The sequence below is a fragment of the Neorhizobium phenanthreniclasticum genome (assembly GCF_040066075.1).
Classification (GTDB): domain Bacteria; phylum Pseudomonadota; class Alphaproteobacteria; order Rhizobiales; family Rhizobiaceae; genus Neorhizobium; species Neorhizobium petrolearium.
Genome location: NZ_JBEAAL010000016.1, coordinates 74,110 through 92,233, shown reverse-complemented (window position 1 = coordinate 92,233; position 18,124 = coordinate 74,110). Strand labels below are relative to the sequence as shown.

Here is an 18,124-nt window from a genome sequence, read left to right as displayed (position 1 = left end):
CCGCTTATGAGCTTTCTTGAAATCAAGGACATTCGCAAGAAGATCGGCAATGTCGAGATACTGAAGGGCATCAATATCGATCTCGAAAAGGGCGGCTTCCTGGTCCTTGTCGGTCCGTCGGGCTGCGGGAAGTCCACGCTTCTGAACGCGATCGCCGGCCTTCTGCCGCCGTCGTCGGGCGATATCGTCATCGACGGTCAGGTGGTGACCGATCTGCATCCTTCGAAGCGCGACATCGCGATGGTCTTCCAGTCTTACGCGCTATACCCGAACATGACGGTGGAGGAAAACATCGCTTTCGCGCTGGAAATGCGCGGCGTCGACAAGGCCGCCCGCGAGGCGGCCGTGAAGCAGGTCGCAAAGACGCTGCAGATCGAGCATCTGCTCAAGCGCCGTCCGAGCCAGCTTTCCGGCGGCCAGCGCCAGCGCGTCGCCATGGGCCGGGCGCTTGTCCGCCAGCCGCGCGTCTTCCTGTTCGACGAGCCGCTCTCGAACCTCGATGCCAAGCTGCGTGTCGAGGTTCGCGCCGAGATCAAGGCGCTGCACCAGAACACCCATGCGACGATCGTCTACGTCACCCACGACCAGATCGAGGCGATGACGCTGGCCTCCAAGATCGTCGTCTTGAAGGAAGGCACCGTGCAGCAGGTCGGGGCGCCTTCGGAAATCTATAATCGTCCGGCCAACCTGTTTGTTGCGGACTTCATGGGCTCGCCGGCGATGAACATGCTGAAGGGCAACGTCGTTTCCTCGGACGGTGCACAGGCAATTGCGCTTTTCGGCAACGAGAACGTCAAGGTCGCCATGCCGCCGTCCGTTACGAAGAGCCTCGCCGATGGTAAGGAGATCATCCTGGGGCTGCGTCCGGAAGCGATTACCGACACCGGCCTTCTCGATCCGCAGGTGCGTTCCGTAGCGCAAATCGAAGCGGATGTGACCATGGTCGAGCCGACGGGTTCCGACACGTTCGTGACCGGCAGGCTGGATGGAGCAAGCTTCACGGCCCGCACCCGTGCCGATGTGCATGTCTCGGTCGGCCAGAAATTCCCCTTCGCCTTCAATCTCGACAAGGCGGTCGTCTTCGATCCGGAAACGACCGGCCGCATCGATTGACGCGGGCAGGTTCGGCCCTTTTACCCTTCGGCTTGCAGGGGGTGCCGGGAGGCCTCCTTCCGGCGGAGGATTGTGCCTTTTGGAGAAGCGTATGGTCAGCAATCAATCCTTGGCCAAGCTTTCAAAACCGGTTAGAAAGACCCGCTAGTTGTATTAGCAAAAGGCGGGATGCTAAAATGAATACGGGGGCAGGTGACATAGGCGCCTGCGTTTTTCCTTTTGGGTAAATGCGCGGAATGATTAGGGTTTCGCGGTTTTTCCCGACGGCGCCCATCGGCGCTTATCTGGTTGCGCTCGCTGTCGGCGTTGCGTTGCCCTTGCTGGTTTTCGTCGCCTATCTGATGATGGAGCTCGAGGCGAACGAACGCGAAATCCTGGCGAACGAGACAGCCGAGGATGCGCAGCTTATTGCGCGATCGATAGATCGCGAATTGCAGGACATGGCGACGACGCTGCGGCTGCTCGTCACGTCCCCTGAACTGGAAAGGCGCGATCTGCGCGCCTTCCACAACAGGACACAGAACAGCCTGCGGTCGAATTCACTCTATGTCATCCTGGTCGATGCCGCGGGCCAGCAGCAGCTCAACACACGCCTGCCTTTCGGGACGCCCCTCGGCAAGGTATCCAACATGCCGGCGCTCGAATCGGTGCTCAGTCGCCGCGTGACCGAGGCTTCCAACGTCTTTTTCGGCACCACCAGCGGAAAGCACGTTTTCAATATCAGCATGCCGCTGCCCAGGGAGGTTTCCGCCTCGGGCGCGGCAATGATCATCACCCAGAATGCCGAAGACCTGCAGAAGCTCATCTCCACTGAGGGGCTTTCCGAGGGCTGGACGGTCGCGATCGTTGACGGTTCGGGACACGTGGTTACCTCTTTGGGTGCCCATGCGCTGTCGTCGGGCACGGCTTTCCCGGCCGATACGCTCAAGCTGATGACCGGCTTCAAGGGGACGATCGAGGATGTCGATGGCGAGTTGAAGCAGATGTACGGTTATGCGCAGATCACCGGCTGGACATGGAAGGCCGTGGTCTGGGGGCCGATCGATGCAGCGCAGGCGAGCATTCTGACCACATGGCGGCAGCTGATCTCGGGTGGCGCTGTTTTCCTTGCCGTCGGCATGCTGATCGCCTGGCTTGTCGGCCGTCAGCTTCGCATCCCGATCCGTCAGATCGCGGAAATGGCCGAACGTATCGGCAAGGGCGAGATCGTGTCTCCGGTGGAGACGAAGATCAGGGAAGCGAATCAGGTGGCCATTGCGCTTTCGAATGCTTCTTTCGACCGCAGCCAGGCAGAGGACCGCATCCACCTTATCCTGCATGAACTCGTGCACCGTACGAAGAACATCCTCACGCTTGTCCAGGCGATGATGCGCCAGCTCGCGCGGAAGGACACCACGATGGAGGAATTCCAGAAGGCGATCGGCAACCGTTTGCAGGGCCTCGGGAAATCGATCGAGGCGCTCGCGAAGGAGCAGTGGGCCGGGGTGTCGATCCGGCGCGTGGTGGAAATCCACATGAGCACCTTTGCCGAAGTGGCCGACCGGGTGGAGTTGCAAGGTGCGGATTTCATACTGAAGGCCGAGGCGGTGCAAAATCTCGGCCTCATCCTGCATGAGCTTGCCACAAATTCCGTGAAGTACGGGGCTCTTTCCGTGCCGCAGGGCAAGGTCCGTATCGCCTGGAAGGATGTGCTCGACGAGGCCGGTAGCGAACCCAATCTCCGGCTGGTTTGGGAGGAAAGGGATGGCCCGCCGGTCCACGAGCCGGCACGGACCGGTTTCGGCACGACGATCATCAAGCGCCATGCGGCAGCAGCTTTTTCAGGGCAGGTCGACGTGGATTTCCGATCCGAGGGGCTCTGCTGGATACTGACTGCGCCGCGTTCGTCTTTCGAGCGGGGCGAAGGTACCGAAAGCCTCAAGGACATCGTGATCTGATCGCCGGCTACATCGCTGGAACGAAGTTGATATGCTTGCCGTTAAGCGGCCATGGACATGGACGCCCGTCTCAACTCGCTCGATATCGATCAGGGTTTTCTCGAAATCACCGGCCTCACCTATGTCAGCGATACGGAGCCGGGCATCCGGCGGCTCCGCCGCGGCAGGGGTTTCTGCTACCGTCTGCCCGACGGGAGCTTGCTGACGGATGATCAGGAACGGCGCCGGATCGCCGCTCTCGGCCTGCCGCCGGCCTATGAGAATGTCTGGATCTGCCTTGATCCGCGCGGGCACCTTCAGGCAACGGGTTATGATTCCCGCGGGCGGAAGCAGTATCGCTACCATTCCGATTGGCAGAATTTCCGCAGCGAGCAGAAGTTCGACCAGCTCATCCGGTTCGGTGAGGCGCTGCCGCGCATACGCCGCAAGGTGAAGCGGCATCTCGCGCTTGATCTCGAGGGGTCCGATACGGTTGTCGCCGCTCTGGTGGCCCTTCTGGATGCGACGCATCTGCGTGTCGGCAATCGCGCTTATGCAAAGGAAAACAAGACCTACGGCGCCACGACGTTGCTCAAGCGGCATATGACCCTCTCGGGCGATACGATCCTGCTTCGCTTCACGGCCAAGGGCGGCAAGCGTGTCCGGCATACCTTGAGGCATCCGCGTCTGCAGCGCATCCTCGAGGACATTGCGGACCTGCCCGGCCGGCAGCTTTTTTCCTGGCCGGACGAGCAGGGCGTGCCGCATCCGGTCGATTCAGGACGGTTGAACGCCTATCTTGCCAAGGCGGCGGGCTTTGCCATCTCGGCCAAGACATTCCGTACCTGGGGTGGCAGTCTCACAGCGTTCATGGCGGCGTGGGAGGCGGTGGAGATGAATGGTGGCCGCCCGAAGATCCAAACGATGGCCAATGCAGCATCGGCTGCCCTGCACAATACACCTGCGGTCTGCCGGTCAAGCTATATCCATCCGGGGATTCTTGCGCTGTCTGAAGATATCTCGCCGCTTGAAAAGGTGATGGCGGACGAGACCGTATTGAGCGGTCCGAGGGGCTTGAGGTCGAACGAGCGGCGTCTGTTGGCATTCCTGCGGGAAGTGTCCGATGTTCCCGCGACGACCGCCCGCGAGGAGCAGCGGGCGGCCGAGGCCGAGCGGGCGTAATTCTACGCAGCCCGGCGATTGTGGCGTCCTTCTTGGACTTCCTCGACGATCTTGTCAACGAACTGCGGCAGGTCGCTCGGCGATCGCGAGGTGATGATGCCGTTATCGACGACGACTGCTTCGTCCTTCCAGGAGGCGCCTGCATTGCGGATGTCTGAGCGGATCGAGCAGTAGGATGTCGCCTTCAGGCCGCGCAGGGCGTCAGCCTCGACCAGCAGCCAAGGACCATGGCAGATCGCCGCAACCGGCTTGCCGCTCTTCACGAAATCACGCACGACGCGCACGGCATCCTCGTTGACGCGCAGGAGGTCCGGGTTGATCTGGCCGCCGGGCAGAACGAGCGCATCGAAATCCTCGACCTTGACGTTTTTTGCCTCCAGATCGACACCGATTGTATCGCCCCAGTCCTTCTTGTCCCAGCTCTTGATTTCGCCGGTCTTGATCGAGGCGACCTTCACATTCGCGCCGCGCTTCCTCAACTCATCGAGCGGGACCCGCAGTTCCGAGCGTTCGTAGCCGTCAGTGGCAAGGATCAGGATGGAAGCGGTATCAATAGCGGTCATATGCTGTGCTCCTTTCAGTCGAATTCCATTGCTGTTGGGCTCAGAGGCGGCCGCTGGAAAGGTCTCGGCCGTTGATGGAGGCAGGAACGCAGATTTCGTCACGAGGTGCCTTCGGCAGCGGAAGGACAACGGCTTCAGGTACGACGACCTGCACGTCTTCCGGGTGTTCAACGGCAAACGTCTTCTTCTCCTGCCGGGTCCCCTTCAGTCTGTTCCTGAGCATTTTGAAAAAGTGTCGCATGATAATCTCCCGTCGCGCGAACAAGGGCGTCTGCCCTCACGAAAATGCAAACCCCCCTGTGGCGAATTCGTTCCACGTTTTTCACAGCCTGTTACAGAAAGTTATCGCAGGCATTGGAACAAAATTCCGGCTTGCGTGTTTTTGCCAACCGTTTCTGTGATCTCCTGTCGCAAACGACTTCTGGCCCGGGTGCATGCTGAATGGATGATGACCGCTTGACCGGCCCCTGCCGCCGGCCAATCCGATCAAAAAGAAGCCTCGGTCAGCAGGGCATCAAGGGTAGCTATTGCCGATCGGTCCGGCCGATCGCCTCCGCACTTTTTTTCTGCCCGTTGCTCGTTTCATGCTCCGGCATTCAATCGGCGCTCGATCCCGCCGGGCGCGAGGCGGCGCATGTGGCGACGCTTTTCTTCACCATGCTGATCGGTGGCGCGGTGATATGGCTCGCGGTGGTCGGTCTGCTGTTTTATGCCGCGCGCAAGCGGCGTGTTCATTCGGAAAAGGGTGCCGGTCAGCTCATCCTCTGGGGAGGCGCAATCTTTCCCACCGTCGTGCTGGCAGCACTGCTTGCCTATGCCGTCTGGCTGATGCCGAACATCCGGCCGTGGTTCCAGGGAGAGGCTGGCAGCGTGCGTCGCATCGAGGTCACCGGCGAGCAGTTCTGGTGGCGTGTGAGGTACCTCCGGCAAGACGGCACGGTCGCATTCGAGACGGCGAACGAGGTACGGATTCCGGTCGGGGAGCGTGTCATCTTCTCGCTCAAATCGCCCGACGTCATCCACTCCTTCTGGATTCCCGTGCTTGGCGGCAAGATGGACATGATCCCCGGCCGCGACAACCAGCTCACCCTTATGGCAGAAAAGTCCGGCACCTATCGCGGCGTCTGTGCGGAATTCTGCGGTTCGTCGCATGCGCTGATGGCGTTCACCGTACTCGCCATGGAGCCGCAGGATTTCGAGAATTGGATGGCTGCACGGCAGGTTGCATCCGGCACCGAGGATATGGACGGACTGGCGCTTTTCCTGAAACAGGGCTGTGACGGCTGCCATGCGATCTCCGGAACCGAGGCGCGCGGCACGATCGGGCCGGATCTCACCGCCTTCGGAGAACGTGGCTCGGTCGCAGCCGGCACTCTGGAGAATGTGGAGGAACATATCGCCCGCTTCATCCGCGACCCCGGCGCGATCAAGCCGGAAGCCCGCATGCCGCATTTTTCCATGCTGCCGGATGCCGAGATCGACCGGATCGCCGCTTACCTGAAGGGGCTCAGATGACCGAGGAATTGGGCAATTTCTCGCCTCAGGAGAGGGCCGCTCAGGAAGAACGGCTCCGCAAGGTGTGGGAGACGCCGAAGGGCATCCGTTACTGGACCTCGGTCAACAACAGCCAGATCGGCCTCTGGTACGGCGTCACCGCGTTTGCCTTCATGCTGTTTGCCGGCCTGCTGGCGCTGCTGATGCGGTTGCAGCTTGCAGTGCCGGAGAACGATCTCATCTCCGCCGATCTCTTCAATCAGGCCTTCACGCTGCACGGCACGGTGATGATGTTTCTGTTCGCGGTGCCGATCTTCGAGGCGATCGCGATCTTCCTGCTGCCCTCCATGCTCGGCGCCCGTGAACTGCCGTTCCCGCGGCTTTCGGCCTTCGGTTTCTGGAGTTTTCTCATCGGCGGCATCTTCGTGTGCGGCTCAATCTTCTTCAATGCCGCGCCGAATGCCGGCTGGTTCATGTATCCGCCGCTTGCGACCGACGAGGAATATTCCGGTATCGGCGCGGATATCTGGCTGCTCGGCCTTTCCTTCATCGAAGTGGCCTCGATCGCCGCGGCGGTCGAGATCATCGTCGGCATCATGAAATGCCGGGCGCCCGGCATGCGCATCAATCTGATGCCGATGTTCGCCTGGTATCTGCTGATCGTCGCAGGAATGATCCTCTTCGCCTTTCCCCCGCTGATCGCGGGCGACATCCTGTTCGAGATGGAGCGGATGTTCGACTGGCCCTTCTTCGACGCGGAGAGGGGAGGCGATCCGCTGCTCTGGCAGCACCTCTTCTGGATCTTCGGCCATCCGGAAGTCTACATCATCTTCCTGCCTGCGATCGCGCTGATGGCGATGATCGTCCCGACCTTCTCGCAGCGGCCGATCGTCGGTTATTCGTGGATCGTGCTGGCAGCCGTGGGCACGGGTTTCCTGAGCTTCGGGCTTTGGGTGCATCATATGTTCGCCACCGGCCTGCCGCAGATCTCGCTCGCTTTCTTCTCGGCGGCGTCGGAGGCCGTTGCCATTCCGACCGCCGTGCAGATCTTCGTCTTCATCGCCACGATGCTGGCGGGCCGCGTCATCTTCTCCGTGCCGATGCTGTTCGGCGCCGGCGGGCTGATCATCTTCGTGATCGGCGGGTTGACCGGCGTCATGGTGGCGCTGGTGCCGTTCGACTGGCAGGCACACGACACCTATTTCGTCGTCGCCCATCTGCATTATGTGCTGATCGGCGGCATGCTGTTCCCGGTCGTCGCCGGCATCTATTACTATTTCCCCTTCTTCACCGGAAAGAAGCTCAGCGATTTGTGGGGCAAGGTCGCCTTCTGGCTGATGTTCTCAGGCTTCAACATCGCCTTCTTCCCGATGCATTTCTCCGGCCTGCGCGGCATGCCGCGGCGCGTCTTCACCTATCCGGAAGGGATCGGCTGGGACTGGTTCAACCTGCTTTCTACGGTTGGCGCCTTCATCTTCGCGGCCGGCGTGGCGACCCTCGTGATCGATATTCTCCGCCCGAAGCCCGGGCCTCGGGAGCGCAACCTCAACCCGTGGAATTCCGGCACACTGGAATGGACGAACGACCCGCAAGAAAGCTGGGGCATGCGTTCGGTGCCGATCATCACCAGCCGCTATCCGCTCTGGGACCAGCCGGATCTTCGGCGGAATATCGAGGAAGGGCGTTATTACCTGCCGGATGCGAAATCCGGGGAGCGCGAGACCTTGGTGACCTCCGTGCTCGATGCCGAGCCGATCCAATGTCTGCGGGTGGGCGGCCTTTCCTATGTGACGATTATTGCGGCCATGGCACTCGGCGGCGTTTTCATCGCACTGACGTTTCATTGGTGGATCACGACGATCGTGTTCGCCATCATTACCTTCATCGCGATCATCGTCTGGCTGTGGACCGGCACTGCGCCTATTCCGGAGGCTCCGGAGATCGATGTGGGACTTGGCCTGAAGCTGCCGATCTATGTTTCCGGCCCTGCCTCGGTCGGCTGGTGGGCGATGTTCATCACTATGGTCGGTGACGGCACGGCGTTTGCGAGCCTCGTCTTCGGCTATTTCTTCTACTGGACCATCCACGAGGATTTCACCGCTGTCGTTTCCGGGCCAGGGACCTTCTGGCCGATTGTGGCGCTGGTGCTTTTCGTGGTCGCCTGGGTCCTGACGCTGCTGGCCCGCGAGTTCAACAACAAGGGTGCGATCGGTGCGCGCATGGCGCTGGTTGCGGCTTTTACCGTTACGGTCGCGGCTTCGTTTGCAGGCCTTGCCGGACCTTACGTCCATGGCATGGACCCGACAGCCAACGTTTATCCGGCGACAGTCTGGATTCTGGCGATCTGGACGGTGGCGCACGCAGCAGTCGGCGCGATCATGCAACTCTACTGCCTGGCTCGCAGTTTTGCGGGCAGGATGACTGCCGAATACGACCAGGATATCCGCAATGTCGCGCTTTACTGGCACTTCATGGCGGTGACTGCCGTGGTGACTTTCGGCGTCATCGGCCTTTTCCCGATGGTGAGCGCATGAAGAGCGTCATTCCGCGTGAAGTCGAGAGCTTGTGGACACTGTTTACCGCGCCGACGGTCTGGGCGCTGCATTTCATCGTCTGCTACGCGACCTTTGCGATCTTCTGCGCCAGGGGGCTTGCCTCCGACATTTCGTTCGATACCGTCCGCCTTGCGCTTGCGGTCTTCACCCTGCTGGCGTTGGCGATGATCGTTCTCTCGGCCTATCTCGCCTGGCGGCAATGGGGTTTTGGCTCCGGCGATCCGCCGCATGACGCTCCGACCCGCAAAGATCGCAGATATTTCCAGGGCTTTGCCACGCTGCTGCTGTCCGGCCTCAGCTTCGTGGCTGTCGCCTATATGGCCATCCCGCTGATGTTCATCGCGGAGTGCCAGCCATGAGAAGGAGACAGGCGGATATGGGACGGAAAGCGGTGCCTCTTGCCGATCTCCCCCCTTGTGGGGGAGATGCCCGGCAGGGCAGAGGGGGGTATCTGCCCGGGGAATTGATCTCTCCATCTGCCGCACTGTCGTCACACCCCCCTCTGTCGCCTTCGGCGACATCTCCCCCACAAGGGGGGGGATCGGAGGGAGTTCGCGGTGACGCCATGCCATCCTTCTCGGCGTTCAAGCGTGCAGCATTGATTGTCAGCTCAGTTATGCTGTTCCTGCTCTGGATTGTCCTCCTGCCTTTGGCCGACCGGACATCCTTCTCGGTTCACATGATCGCCCATATGGGCGTGGTCGCGGGCGCCGCGCCGCTGATCGCCATCGCGCTTTCCGGGACGCGTTTCGATTTTACCGCCGGCTGTGCCTGGATGACGCCGCTCATTGCTTCTGTTGCCGAACTCTTCGCCGTGTGGGTCTGGCATGTCCCGGCAATGCGGGCCCTGTCGGAATCCTCCGTCCTTTTCGCGGCCATCGAACAGGCAATCTTCCTAGGCGCAGGACTGGCGCTCTGGCTTTCCTGCCTCGGCGGGACATCGAGCGGACGGGAAGAGCGTCGGCTTTCCGGCACGTTCGGGCTCCTCTTCACCTCCATGCATATGACACTGCTTGGAGCGCTTCTTTCTCTTTCGCCTCGTCCGCTTTACGGTGGCGGGGAGGCAAGCTGTCTGGGCGTGACGCTGACAGCGGCGGCGGATCAGCAGGTCGGCGGGGTGGTCATGCTGCTGGTTGGTGCCGTCGTCTACCTCGCCGGCGGCATTGCCCTGCTTGCCCGGACGCTGGGAGACAATGTGCCAGAGCCGTTGGGGAGGAAAGCTCTATGATGATCCGCTGGAAGCATCTGATTGTCCTGGTCATCGTGCTGCCTGTGCTTGGACTTGTGGTCGCCTGGTCCGGTCTTATGAGCGTCGGGGCGAGCAGCGGCCATTGGGCTGCGACGGACTGGTTCCTGCATTGGGTCATGCGGAATTCCGTCCGCACCGCTGCATTGTCCGTCGAGGCGCCCCCGCTTGACAATCCGGCGCTCCTGCCGCCAGCTGCAGGTCATTTCGAAACGGGCTGCGCCATCTGTCACGGCTCGCCGGCGCAAGGCCGGTCGGATGCGGTGCGCGCCATGCTTCCCCCGCCGCCAGACCTGAAGACCGTGGTACCGACCTGGACCGATGCGCAGCTTTTCGAGATCGTCAAGCATGGCGTGCGCTTCACCGGCATGCCTGCCTGGCCGACGCAAATGCGCGACGACGAGGTCTGGGCGATGGTCGCCTTCCTGCGAAAGCTGCCGGAGATGGACACCAACGCCTATCTGCAGGTCTCCGGCCTGCACGGCATCGGCAATGCGGGCGAGGTTTCGCCGCTGCCGATCACCTGCGAGAGCTGCCACGCGGAAAAGCGGCTTACCAATGACAGCATCATTCCGCGCCTCGCCGGCCAGTCGGAGCCCTATCTGCTCAACAGCCTGCGCGCCTATGCGCAAAGGCAGCGGCCGAGTGGCGTCATGGAGGTGGCGGTCGGCACGTTGGCCGATGAAAGCCTGCCGGAGCTTGCGCGCTATTACGCGAAACAGGCGCGGCCGCCGCGCGCGGTTTCTCCTGCTGATGCGCAGTTGATCGAAAAAGGAAGAGAACTTGCCGAAAAGGGAAGGCCGGCGGACAAGGTTCCCGCCTGCTTCAGCTGTCATGAAAAACCCGGAGGAAATCCCGCCTATCCGCGCATCTCGGGCCAGAACGCCGCCTATATCATGCGTCAGCTCCGGCTCTTCCATGCAGGCGTCCGAGGCGGGTCGTCGTTCAGCCACCTCATGATCGAGGTCGCCAGCAAGCTGAAGGAAGAGGATTTTGCTGCTCTCGCAGCCTTCTTTGCCGGCCGCGAGAGCAGGGTGCCCTGAAGTTTCAGGCCACGCTCTCCTCCCCAGGAGTCCGGAAAACCGGTATCAGACCGGAACGACCATCATGTAGCAGGCTGCGATCACCAGAACGAAACCTGCTGCCTCCACCCATTCCCTGACCATAGACGCCTCCCTCCGCATCGGTGGTAGATGAACGTGAAAGCGGCATTCTAGTTCCATGAAATGGCCATAAACGTGGCGAGATCGTCATAAATGTGAAGCGCTATGGTTAACGACCATCCGCTTCCGCCCTGGCACGGGCCGCTTCGAGGATCGCGCGCACTTCACGGGCAGCCGAATTCTCGATCGCAAACGCTTCTTCAGGGATCACGCCCGGGTCTTCTTCGCTGTCCTTGAAAGTCGCATCATCCCTCAGCCGTTGCAGGAAAGCGGTGATGGTGACTTCGCCGCCGATCATCGCGGCAAGAAGCTCGATCAGCAGTTCGCGGTGGGCGTTCAAGCGCCCCTCCAGCTCCTCCGGCGTCATCGCGGACATAGGTGGCCTCCTCGTCATGTTTTGTTTCCTCATGAAGATAGGGGAGGCTTTTCAGGAGGGAACAATCAGCCCCGCCGAAAGTTGGCCTCCTGAACAAGGACATGGAGAAGACCATGGCGCAAGTCATCAAATCAGGGGCTGACCAGCATGGACGCGATATTCGCGACCGGTTGATCCTGGCCCTCTACGCGCAATTGAAAGCAGAACGTCAGACCCGTGAAGCACTGGAATATGTGATCCGCAACGGAGCACTGGCACCGGAAATCCTGGAAGCCATTGCCGGCGACCCCGTCCCGGTCGCGGCGGCGGAAGATATTGCTGCCGTTGAAAAGGTCATTGCGCTCGATACACGCCGCCGGGCCGCATCCGGCACATCCGAAGGGGAAGACCGGACATGAAACGCTTGATCGCCGCCCTTTCTGTCCTCATGCTCCTGAGTGCCTGTAGCGACAGTGGCGAAAACCAGAACGACCCGATCAACAACACGCCTGCGCAACAGCCGAATGCGACAGCTCCGGCGGACAAGGATTCCACGCCGCAAACCGGTACCGGAGGACAAAGCTCGGCCACCTCACCCTCTGGGACGACGAACACTCCGCCTGCAAATCCTGCGCCTTCGGGATCGAATAACCCGTAATCTCGAAGGCCGAGGGAACGAAATGCTGTGTCGCACCATTGTTCCGCGAATCTTTCATCAGGTGTGGCATGGATACCAAATCGAGCAATATCGTCATTGAGCCGGGCTCCTGGCACCAGCTTGGGGCCAATTTTGATGGCGAGGGCGTCAATTTCGCGATCTTCTCGGCGCATGCGGAACGCGTCGAACTCTGCCTTTATGACGAGAGCGGCAGGATCGAGACTGCGCGTCTCGAACTCCCGGAATATACGCACGAGATCTGGCACGGTTATGTTCCCGGCCTGAAGCCCGGCGCGCTTTACGGCTTTCGTGTCCACGGACCTTACGATCCGGAAAACGGTCACCGCTTCAATCCGAACAAACTGGTCATCGATCCATACGCCCGCGAGCTTGTCGGTGATGTGCAGTGGAACGAGGCGCTTTTCGCTTATGACCTGCAGAATGAAGACAAGGACCTGACGTTTGACGAGCGCGACAGCGCGCCCTTCATGCCGAAATGCCGGGTGATCGATCCGGACGCGTTCGACTGGCAGGATCAGAATCGCCCGAGCATCCCGTGGCCGGCTGCGATCGTCTACGAAACTCACGTCAAGGGGTTTACCCAGCTCAACCCGGCGATCCCGAAAGAGCTCCGCGGCACCTACGAGGGCATGGGCCACAAGGCTTCGGTCGACTACATCAAGAGCCTCGGCATCACGTCGGTCGAACTGATGCCCGTCCATTATTTCCCCGATGATCAGCATCTCCTGGACAAAGGCCTGAAGAACTATTGGGGCTACAACACGCTCGGCTTCTTCGCGCCGGCCCCGTGCTACTACGGTCCGAGAGGGATCCAGGGTCTTCGCGACATGGTGCGGGCCTTCCATGATGCCGGCATCGAGGTGATCCTCGACGTGGTCTACAACCATACGGCGGAAGGCAACGAACTCGGCCCGACGCTCTCCTTCAAGGGTATCGACAACTTTTCCTATTACCGGACCATGCCGGATCAGCATCGCTACTACATCAACGATACGGGCACCGGGAACACGGTGAACACTTCGCATCCGCGCGTATTGCAACTGATCATGGATTCGCTCCGCTATTGGACAGATGCCATGCATGTCGATGGCTTCCGCTTCGACCTCGGCACCATCCTCGGTCGCGAGCCGCAGGGTTTCGACCAGCGCGGCGGCTTCTTCGACGCGATGACGCAGGACCCGATGCTGTGGAAGGTGAAGCTGATCGGCGAGCCCTGGGATATCGGTCCCGGCGGCTATCAGGTCGGCGGCTTTCCGCCCGGCTGGTCAGAGTGGAACGACAAGTATCGCGATACCGTGCGGGAATACTGGAAAGGGACCAATGTCTCGACCGATTTCGCTGCCCGCCTGCTTGGCTCCGGCGATCTCTACGACCAGCGCGGCCGCCGGCCCTGGGCGAGCGTCAACTTCATCGCCGCCCATGACGGCTTCACGCTCAACGATCTCGTCTCCTACAACGAAAAGCACAACGAGGCGAACGGCGAGGACAACAACGACGGCCATAACGACAATCACAGCTACAATTACGGAGCCGAAGGCCCGACCGACGACGAGGCGATCAACGCGATCCGCGAGCGTCAGAAGCGCAATTTCCTCGCGACGCTCTTCTTTTCGCACGGTACGCCGATGCTGCTTGCCGGCGACGAGTTTGGCCGCAGCCAGATGGGCAATAACAACGGCTATTGCCAGGACAACGAGATTTCCTGGGTGCACTGGGAGAACTTGCCGGAGACCTGCGAAGAACTGCGGGAGTTTACGCGTTGCCTGATCAAGTTGCGCCAGGAGCAGCCGTTGCTGAGGCGTGAAAACTGGCGCGACGGCATGGAGGTGAACTGGTTCAATGCCGGCGGCGGCGAGCAGAAGCCCGAGCATTGGGATGACGGCACGACACTCGGCCTGCATATCGGCCGGGAGGATCTCAAGGGGCAGGAAGGCATCTGGCACGACGTCCTGCTGCTCTTCAACCCGTTCGAAGGAAATGTTCCCTTCCGCATCCCGCAATTCGGCGAGGGCGGCTGGGTGCTGGAACTCACCACGTCCGATCTTTCCAAGCGCGGCCTGGTGATCACCAAGGAAAAGGATTTCGAGCTCGAAGGCCGCAGTCTGGCGCTCTTTCGCAGACCGTGAGGCTCGTCAAGAATCTCTCAGGTGGCATGATCTCGATAGACCAGATGCGTGATGTCGCTTGACGTGCCGGCGATCAACGCACGGAGCGGAAAGGGCTTCAGGTCATATTCGTCAAGCGTGCTTGCCGTGGGGCGAATCCAGCGGAATTCCAGGTCGTTGGAACCGTCGCGACAACGGTGGACGACCTCATTTTCGTGGAAAGGCAGGGGGCGGAGTAGTTCGGTCTCGTAATAGAAGCCGACTTCATGGACCGTCCGCCCCTCCAGGGTGAAGAAGTTCTCGATGACAAAGCGCAACGGACCGATGGCTGCCCGGGATCCGATTTCCTCCTCGATTTCCCGCGCCAGCGTTTCCGTCGTTGCTTCCTGAAACTCCACGCGACCGCCCGGAAGCGACCAGAAGGGCTCAGTCGTTCCCCGGTGGATGAGAAGATGTCCATTGGAGCGGATGAGCGCTGCGGTTCGAAACTGGAAACGCGAACGCCCAGAGTCCATTACAATCATGGTGCGTGTCGGATTGTCCATCGGAAGGCCTGTCGGAAGCAAATCTGCGTTGCAGCGGACGATCCGCTATCCGATTCTTCAGCTGGCGACAAACGCCGGGCGGTCCGGACAGATCGTTCAGAGCGTGGCGCGACGTATCTCGCTCGCCGGAACCCGCCCTGATTTGCGGGCCAGGCTGGCATAGACGGCAGCATATTGGCGGGCGCTTCGTTCCCAGGAGAATTTTGCTTTCATCCCCTGGTTCTGCAAACGAGCCCACATTTTCGGATCGGCATAGGTTTGCAGGGCGCGGCGAAGCGCCAGGCGCAACCCGTCCGTCGTGACCGGATGAAACTGGAAGCCTGTTGCCACGCGGGCCGACATTGCTGCATCATTGGCGTCGATGATGGTCTCCGAGAGCCCGCCGGTTCGCGAGACGACCGGCACGCAGCCGTAGCGCAGGGCATAGAGCTGGGTGAGGCCGCACGGCTCGAAGCGGGACGGCTGCACGATCGCATCCGAGCCGCCGTGGATCAGATGCGCCGTCGGCTCGTCATAACCGATATGGACGGCCATGCGGCCGGGAAAACGCGAGGCAGTGTCCAGAAGCGCCTGTTCGATCTCGCGGTCGCCCTGGCCGAACACGATCACCTTGCCGCCGTTGTGAATCACCTCGTCGGCGGTTTCGGCGAGCATGTCGATACCCTTCTGCCAGGTGAACCGACTCACTGCGGAAAAGACCGGACCGACGCCCGACGGGTCGAGGCGGAATCTCTCCAGCAGAACGGCGCGATTCTCGCGTTTGCGGCGCAGGCTGTTGATGTCGTAGTTGCGCGGCAGGTGCGGATCCGTCGATGGATCCCAAACATCGAGATCGATGCCGTTGACGATGCCGCGCAGGACCGAGACGCGTTCGTTCAGAACGCCGTTCATGCCCATGCCGAAGCGTGGCGTGAGGATTTCGCGCGCATAGGTCGGGCTGACGGTGGTGATCGCGTCGGCTGTCTGCAGCCCGCCCTTCAGGAAGCTGATGTCCCCGAAATATTCCATCCGATCCATGGAATATGCTTCCGGGGGCAGTCCGAGTTTGTCGAGCAGGCTCGCGGGATATTGGCCCTGGAAGGCCAGGTTGTGGATCGTCAGCACGACCGGCGTCGAGCAGCCCCGTTCCCGCATGTAGACGGAGGCGAGCGCCGATTGCCAGTCGTGGGTATGGACGAGATCGGGACGCCAGCCGGGCAGGACGCCGCCGGCGATTTCCGCCGCGGCCAGCGAAAGAGCGGCAAACCGCTTCCAGTTGTCGGGATGGTCGATGCCCCGTTCATCGACATAGGGACCACCCGGACGGTCATAGAGAGTGGGCGCGTCGAGCACGAAAAGGCTGAGGCCCTCGATGCGGGTGTGCAGGAGCGAGGCCTTTTCGCCCAGCAGGCTGTCGAAGGCTACGAGCGGCACGGCGCTTTGCAATTGCCGCATCACATTCGGATATCCGGGGATCAACGACGTCGTTTCTATGCCGAGCGGGGCGAGCGCTTTGGGCAGGGAACCTGTCACATCCGCCAGGCCGCCCGTCTTTACGAATGGAAAGATCTCGGAGGTGACCGAAAGCACCCTCATTTGCGGCAGCACCCGCGTTTCCTCGACCGGGGTGACCACGCTCCCAGACATGGCGTGCTGATCGCGGTGCGTATTGCCGAGGGGGGCGTGAGCGTTCATCATGTCTGCCTCCGCCGTGGGCCGTTTGCACCCCTCGGAACATTTCGGCCATGGCCAACGTTCCCTGCCGGGTTCGGTGTCGGGCGGAGTTCAGACGCAACTGTCATCTCAATCTTCCAAGGCAAGAAAATACGCTCTCGCGACAATGCCAATCGCCGCGATTGATGAAACTGGTCTTGATGTATACGATCCGGGCGGCGTTATTGGCCGGCCGGCACCTTCTTGGAGCGCTTTTTCGCCGGTTCGACCGCTGCCGGAATAGCTGCGGGGGTCTTCGAGGTCGTCTTGGCAGCAGTCCCTGTCGATGCCGGCTTCGATGGGGCCGTCTTCGTGACAGTCTTTGGAGCTTTCGGCGCTGCTGCCTTTGGAGCCTTTACGACTGCGGCTGCCTTCTTACGGGGACTTGCCATTGGTGGTGTGTTCGAGGCGGTCGGCTTGAGCGTCGCATGCTCCAGCTTCGCCCTTTCCCAATGCTCCCGATCCTTACCGGAAGGGTAGCCTTCCTCTTCCCACAAAGCGTATGCCCGTCTCTTGATCCAATCTTCCTCGGATTCCGCCATTATCGTCTCCATTCGACCGAACGCCCCAACGTGTGCAGCGCAAAAAAGTTCCATCGTCCAAACGAAAAATTGCACCCTGGCCAGCAGAGCAGGGCCATGAACTCAAAAATCGGCCCCGGGGGGTATTTTCTGGCAATTGGGGGTATGTTTGTCGCCGCCGGGAAGGAGCGCATCCAAATCAAAGGTACTGCGATATAATCCCTCATGCAACTGCTCGGGTCCATATTATAAGCGCCGTTCGATCTGCGTCCTATTATCACACCGGCATTCCGCTCCGGACATGGCAAATGCTCATCTCGTTCCGCCTGGGGTGAGCAAAAGCCCAGCTTTGACCGGGCTTTTGCTCAGGGAACGGGGCTATGCGGCCTTTGCCGGCGCCCCGTTCATCGAAGGCCTCAGGCGGCCTTCTGAGCCGCCATGTTCACGGCGGATTTGGCGAGACTGGTCAAGGCCTCGTCCGTCTTGCTTTCCTCGGCGAGCGTTTCCTCCAGCAGCTTCACAGCCTCCTTGAGGCCAAGCTGCTGGGCCCAGGTGCGCAGCGTACCATAACGGCTGATTTCGTAATGCTCGACCGCCTGTGCGGCAGCGAGCAGGCCAGCGTCAAGCGCAGGATTGCCCTTGAACTCGTCGAGGATTTCTTCGCCCTCTTCGATGATGCCGTCAATTGCCGGGCAGGTCTTGCCCTGGGCCCGCTTGCCGATGATCTCGAAGACCTGTTTCAGGCGATCGATCTGGCCTTCAGTCTCATCGCGGTGTTTCTCGAAAGCGGCCTTCAGCTTTTCATCCCGGGCGCCGCGCGCCATCTTCGGAAGAGCCTTCACGATCTGGCGTTCGGCATAGTAGATGTCTTTCAGGGTTTCATGGAAAAGGTCGTCGAGGGTCTTGCTGGCCATTGCTCTCTCCTTGGGTTTTATAGGTGTTGGGTGAAAAGGTATTGCGAGGCATCTAACGACGAGGTGCCTCGAAGGTTCCTG

The 18,124-nt window shown here is 60.8% G+C and carries 17 protein-coding genes; 10 read left to right on the top strand and 7 right to left on the bottom strand.

Annotation, left to right across the window (positions count from 1 at the left end; all coding sequences use genetic code 11):
* Positions 1-6: 6 nt before the first annotated feature.
* From ABK249_RS19820 to ABK249_RS19810, 3 genes are all read left to right on the top strand, one after another.
* Complete coding sequence (locus ABK249_RS19820) at positions 7-1,113, top strand: ABC transporter ATP-binding protein (protein WP_227703907.1); 1,107 nt, start codon at positions 7-9, stop codon at positions 1,111-1,113.
* A 236-nt stretch (positions 1,114-1,349) separates the two neighbouring features.
* Complete coding sequence (locus ABK249_RS19815; RefSeq protein ID WP_227703906.1) at positions 1,350-3,050, top strand: sensor histidine kinase; 1,701 nt, start codon at positions 1,350-1,352, stop codon at positions 3,048-3,050.
* A 57-nt stretch (positions 3,051-3,107) separates the two neighbouring features.
* A complete protein-coding gene (locus ABK249_RS19810) occupies positions 3,108-4,211 on the top strand; it encodes a DNA topoisomerase IB (protein ID WP_348863723.1) in 1,104 nt (367 codons plus the stop codon).
* Positions 4,212-4,213: 2 nt separating this feature from the next.
* Here ABK249_RS19810 and ABK249_RS19805 read toward each other — a convergent pair whose 3' ends face one another.
* Positions 4,214-4,774 (bottom strand): type 1 glutamine amidotransferase domain-containing protein, encoded by a 561-nt coding sequence (locus ABK249_RS19805; protein ID WP_227703904.1) that lies wholly within the window; start codon positions 4,772-4,774, stop codon positions 4,214-4,216.
* A 40-nt stretch (positions 4,775-4,814) separates the two neighbouring features.
* Entirely contained in the window at positions 4,815-5,015 is a 201-nt protein-coding gene (locus ABK249_RS19800; RefSeq protein ID WP_037152610.1) for a hypothetical protein, read from the bottom strand.
* A gap of 200 nt (positions 5,016-5,215) precedes the next feature.
* Between ABK249_RS19800 and coxB the strand changes: the two genes are divergently transcribed.
* From coxB to ABK249_RS19775, 5 genes are all read left to right on the top strand, one after another.
* Complete coding sequence (coxB, locus tag ABK249_RS19795) at positions 5,216-6,289, top strand: cytochrome c oxidase subunit II (protein ID WP_227703903.1); 1,074 nt, start codon at positions 5,216-5,218, stop codon at positions 6,287-6,289.
* Complete coding sequence (ctaD, locus tag ABK249_RS19790) at positions 6,286-8,802, top strand: cytochrome c oxidase subunit I (protein ID WP_227703902.1); 2,517 nt, start codon at positions 6,286-6,288, stop codon at positions 8,800-8,802. Before coxB ends, ctaD begins: the two co-directional genes overlap by 4 nt.
* Entirely contained in the window at positions 8,799-9,182 is a 384-nt protein-coding gene (locus ABK249_RS19785) for a hypothetical protein (protein WP_037152605.1), read from the top strand. Before ctaD ends, ABK249_RS19785 begins: the two co-directional genes overlap by 4 nt.
* 206 nt (positions 9,183-9,388) lie before the next feature.
* A complete protein-coding gene (locus tag ABK249_RS19780) occupies positions 9,389-10,051 on the top strand; it encodes a cytochrome c oxidase assembly protein (protein ID WP_227703901.1) in 663 nt (220 codons plus the stop codon).
* Positions 10,048-11,112: a c-type cytochrome gene (locus ABK249_RS19775; protein WP_227703900.1), complete on the top strand. Its 1,065-nt coding sequence runs from the start codon at positions 10,048-10,050 to the stop codon at positions 11,110-11,112. The genes ABK249_RS19780 and ABK249_RS19775 overlap by 4 nt, the downstream gene beginning before the upstream one ends.
* Positions 11,113-11,341: 229 nt before the next feature.
* Here the strand turns inward: ABK249_RS19775 and ABK249_RS19770 are convergent, their stop codons facing one another.
* On the bottom strand, positions 11,342-11,608 hold the full coding sequence (locus ABK249_RS19770; protein WP_227703899.1) for a hypothetical protein: 267 nt from the start codon (positions 11,606-11,608) through the stop codon (positions 11,342-11,344).
* Positions 11,609-11,721: 113 nt separating this feature from the next.
* Between ABK249_RS19770 and ABK249_RS19765 the strand changes: the two genes are divergently transcribed.
* Together ABK249_RS19765 and glgX are read left to right on the top strand one after the other, a co-directional pair.
* Positions 11,722-12,006, top strand: coding sequence for a hypothetical protein (locus ABK249_RS19765; RefSeq protein WP_227703898.1), 285 nt, complete (start codon positions 11,722-11,724; stop codon positions 12,004-12,006).
* 307 nt (positions 12,007-12,313) lie between these two features.
* Positions 12,314-14,392 (top strand): glycogen debranching protein GlgX, encoded by a 2,079-nt coding sequence (gene glgX, locus ABK249_RS19760; RefSeq protein WP_227703897.1) that lies wholly within the window; start codon positions 12,314-12,316, stop codon positions 14,390-14,392.
* 17 nt (positions 14,393-14,409) lie between these two features.
* Here the strand turns inward: glgX and ABK249_RS19755 are convergent, their stop codons facing one another.
* From ABK249_RS19755 to ABK249_RS19740, 4 genes are all read right to left on the bottom strand, one after another.
* Entirely contained in the window at positions 14,410-14,895 is a 486-nt protein-coding gene (locus ABK249_RS19755; RefSeq protein ID WP_227703896.1) for an NUDIX hydrolase, read from the bottom strand.
* A 117-nt stretch (positions 14,896-15,012) separates the two neighbouring features.
* Complete coding sequence (glgA, locus tag ABK249_RS19750; protein ID WP_227705203.1) at positions 15,013-16,491, bottom strand: glycogen synthase GlgA; 1,479 nt, start codon at positions 16,489-16,491, stop codon at positions 15,013-15,015.
* A 299-nt stretch (positions 16,492-16,790) separates the two neighbouring features.
* The gene (locus ABK249_RS19745; protein ID WP_037154741.1) at positions 16,791-17,150 is read right to left on the bottom strand and encodes a DUF2934 domain-containing protein; all 360 of its coding nucleotides are present in this window, start codon (positions 17,148-17,150) and stop codon (positions 16,791-16,793) included.
* 395 nt (positions 17,151-17,545) lie between these two features.
* Positions 17,546-18,043 (bottom strand): YciE/YciF ferroxidase family protein, encoded by a 498-nt coding sequence (locus ABK249_RS19740; protein WP_227703895.1) that lies wholly within the window; start codon positions 18,041-18,043, stop codon positions 17,546-17,548.
* Positions 18,044-18,124 lie beyond the last annotated feature (81 nt).

What these genes read in the sequence shown, in the direction of transcription:
- ABK249_RS19820 (WP_227703907.1), top strand. Translation starts at nt 7, where the DNA reads ATGAGCTTTCTTGAAATCAAGGACATTCGCAAGAAGATCGGCAATGTC.
- ABK249_RS19815 (WP_227703906.1), top strand. Translation starts at nt 1,350, where the DNA reads ATGATTAGGGTTTCGCGGTTTTTCCCGACGGCGCCCATCGGCGCTTAT.
- ABK249_RS19810 (WP_348863723.1), top strand. Translation starts at nt 3,108, where the DNA reads ATGGACGCCCGTCTCAACTCGCTCGATATCGATCAGGGTTTTCTCGAA.
- ABK249_RS19805 (WP_227703904.1), bottom strand. Translation starts at nt 4,774, where the DNA reads ATGACCGCTATTGATACCGCTTCCATCCTGATCCTTGCCACTGACGGC.
- ABK249_RS19800 (WP_037152610.1), bottom strand. Translation starts at nt 5,015, where the DNA reads ATGCGACACTTTTTCAAAATGCTCAGGAACAGACTGAAGGGGACCCGG.
- coxB (WP_227703903.1), top strand. Translation starts at nt 5,216, where the DNA reads ATGGATGATGACCGCTTGACCGGCCCCTGCCGCCGGCCAATCCGATCA.
- ctaD (WP_227703902.1), top strand. Translation starts at nt 6,286, where the DNA reads ATGACCGAGGAATTGGGCAATTTCTCGCCTCAGGAGAGGGCCGCTCAG.
- ABK249_RS19785 (WP_037152605.1), top strand. Translation starts at nt 8,799, where the DNA reads ATGAAGAGCGTCATTCCGCGTGAAGTCGAGAGCTTGTGGACACTGTTT.
- ABK249_RS19780 (WP_227703901.1), top strand. Translation starts at nt 9,389, where the DNA reads ATGCCATCCTTCTCGGCGTTCAAGCGTGCAGCATTGATTGTCAGCTCA.
- ABK249_RS19775 (WP_227703900.1), top strand. Translation starts at nt 10,048, where the DNA reads ATGATGATCCGCTGGAAGCATCTGATTGTCCTGGTCATCGTGCTGCCT.
- ABK249_RS19770 (WP_227703899.1), bottom strand. Translation starts at nt 11,608, where the DNA reads ATGTCCGCGATGACGCCGGAGGAGCTGGAGGGGCGCTTGAACGCCCAC.
- ABK249_RS19765 (WP_227703898.1), top strand. Translation starts at nt 11,722, where the DNA reads ATGGCGCAAGTCATCAAATCAGGGGCTGACCAGCATGGACGCGATATT.
- glgX (WP_227703897.1), top strand. Translation starts at nt 12,314, where the DNA reads ATGGATACCAAATCGAGCAATATCGTCATTGAGCCGGGCTCCTGGCAC.
- ABK249_RS19755 (WP_227703896.1), bottom strand. Translation starts at nt 14,895, where the DNA reads ATGATTGTAATGGACTCTGGGCGTTCGCGTTTCCAGTTTCGAACCGCA.
- glgA (WP_227705203.1), bottom strand. Translation starts at nt 16,491, where the DNA reads ATGAGGGTGCTTTCGGTCACCTCCGAGATCTTTCCATTCGTAAAGACG.
- ABK249_RS19745 (WP_037154741.1), bottom strand. Translation starts at nt 17,150, where the DNA reads ATGGCGGAATCCGAGGAAGATTGGATCAAGAGACGGGCATACGCTTTG.
- ABK249_RS19740 (WP_227703895.1), bottom strand. Translation starts at nt 18,043, where the DNA reads ATGGCCAGCAAGACCCTCGACGACCTTTTCCATGAAACCCTGAAAGAC.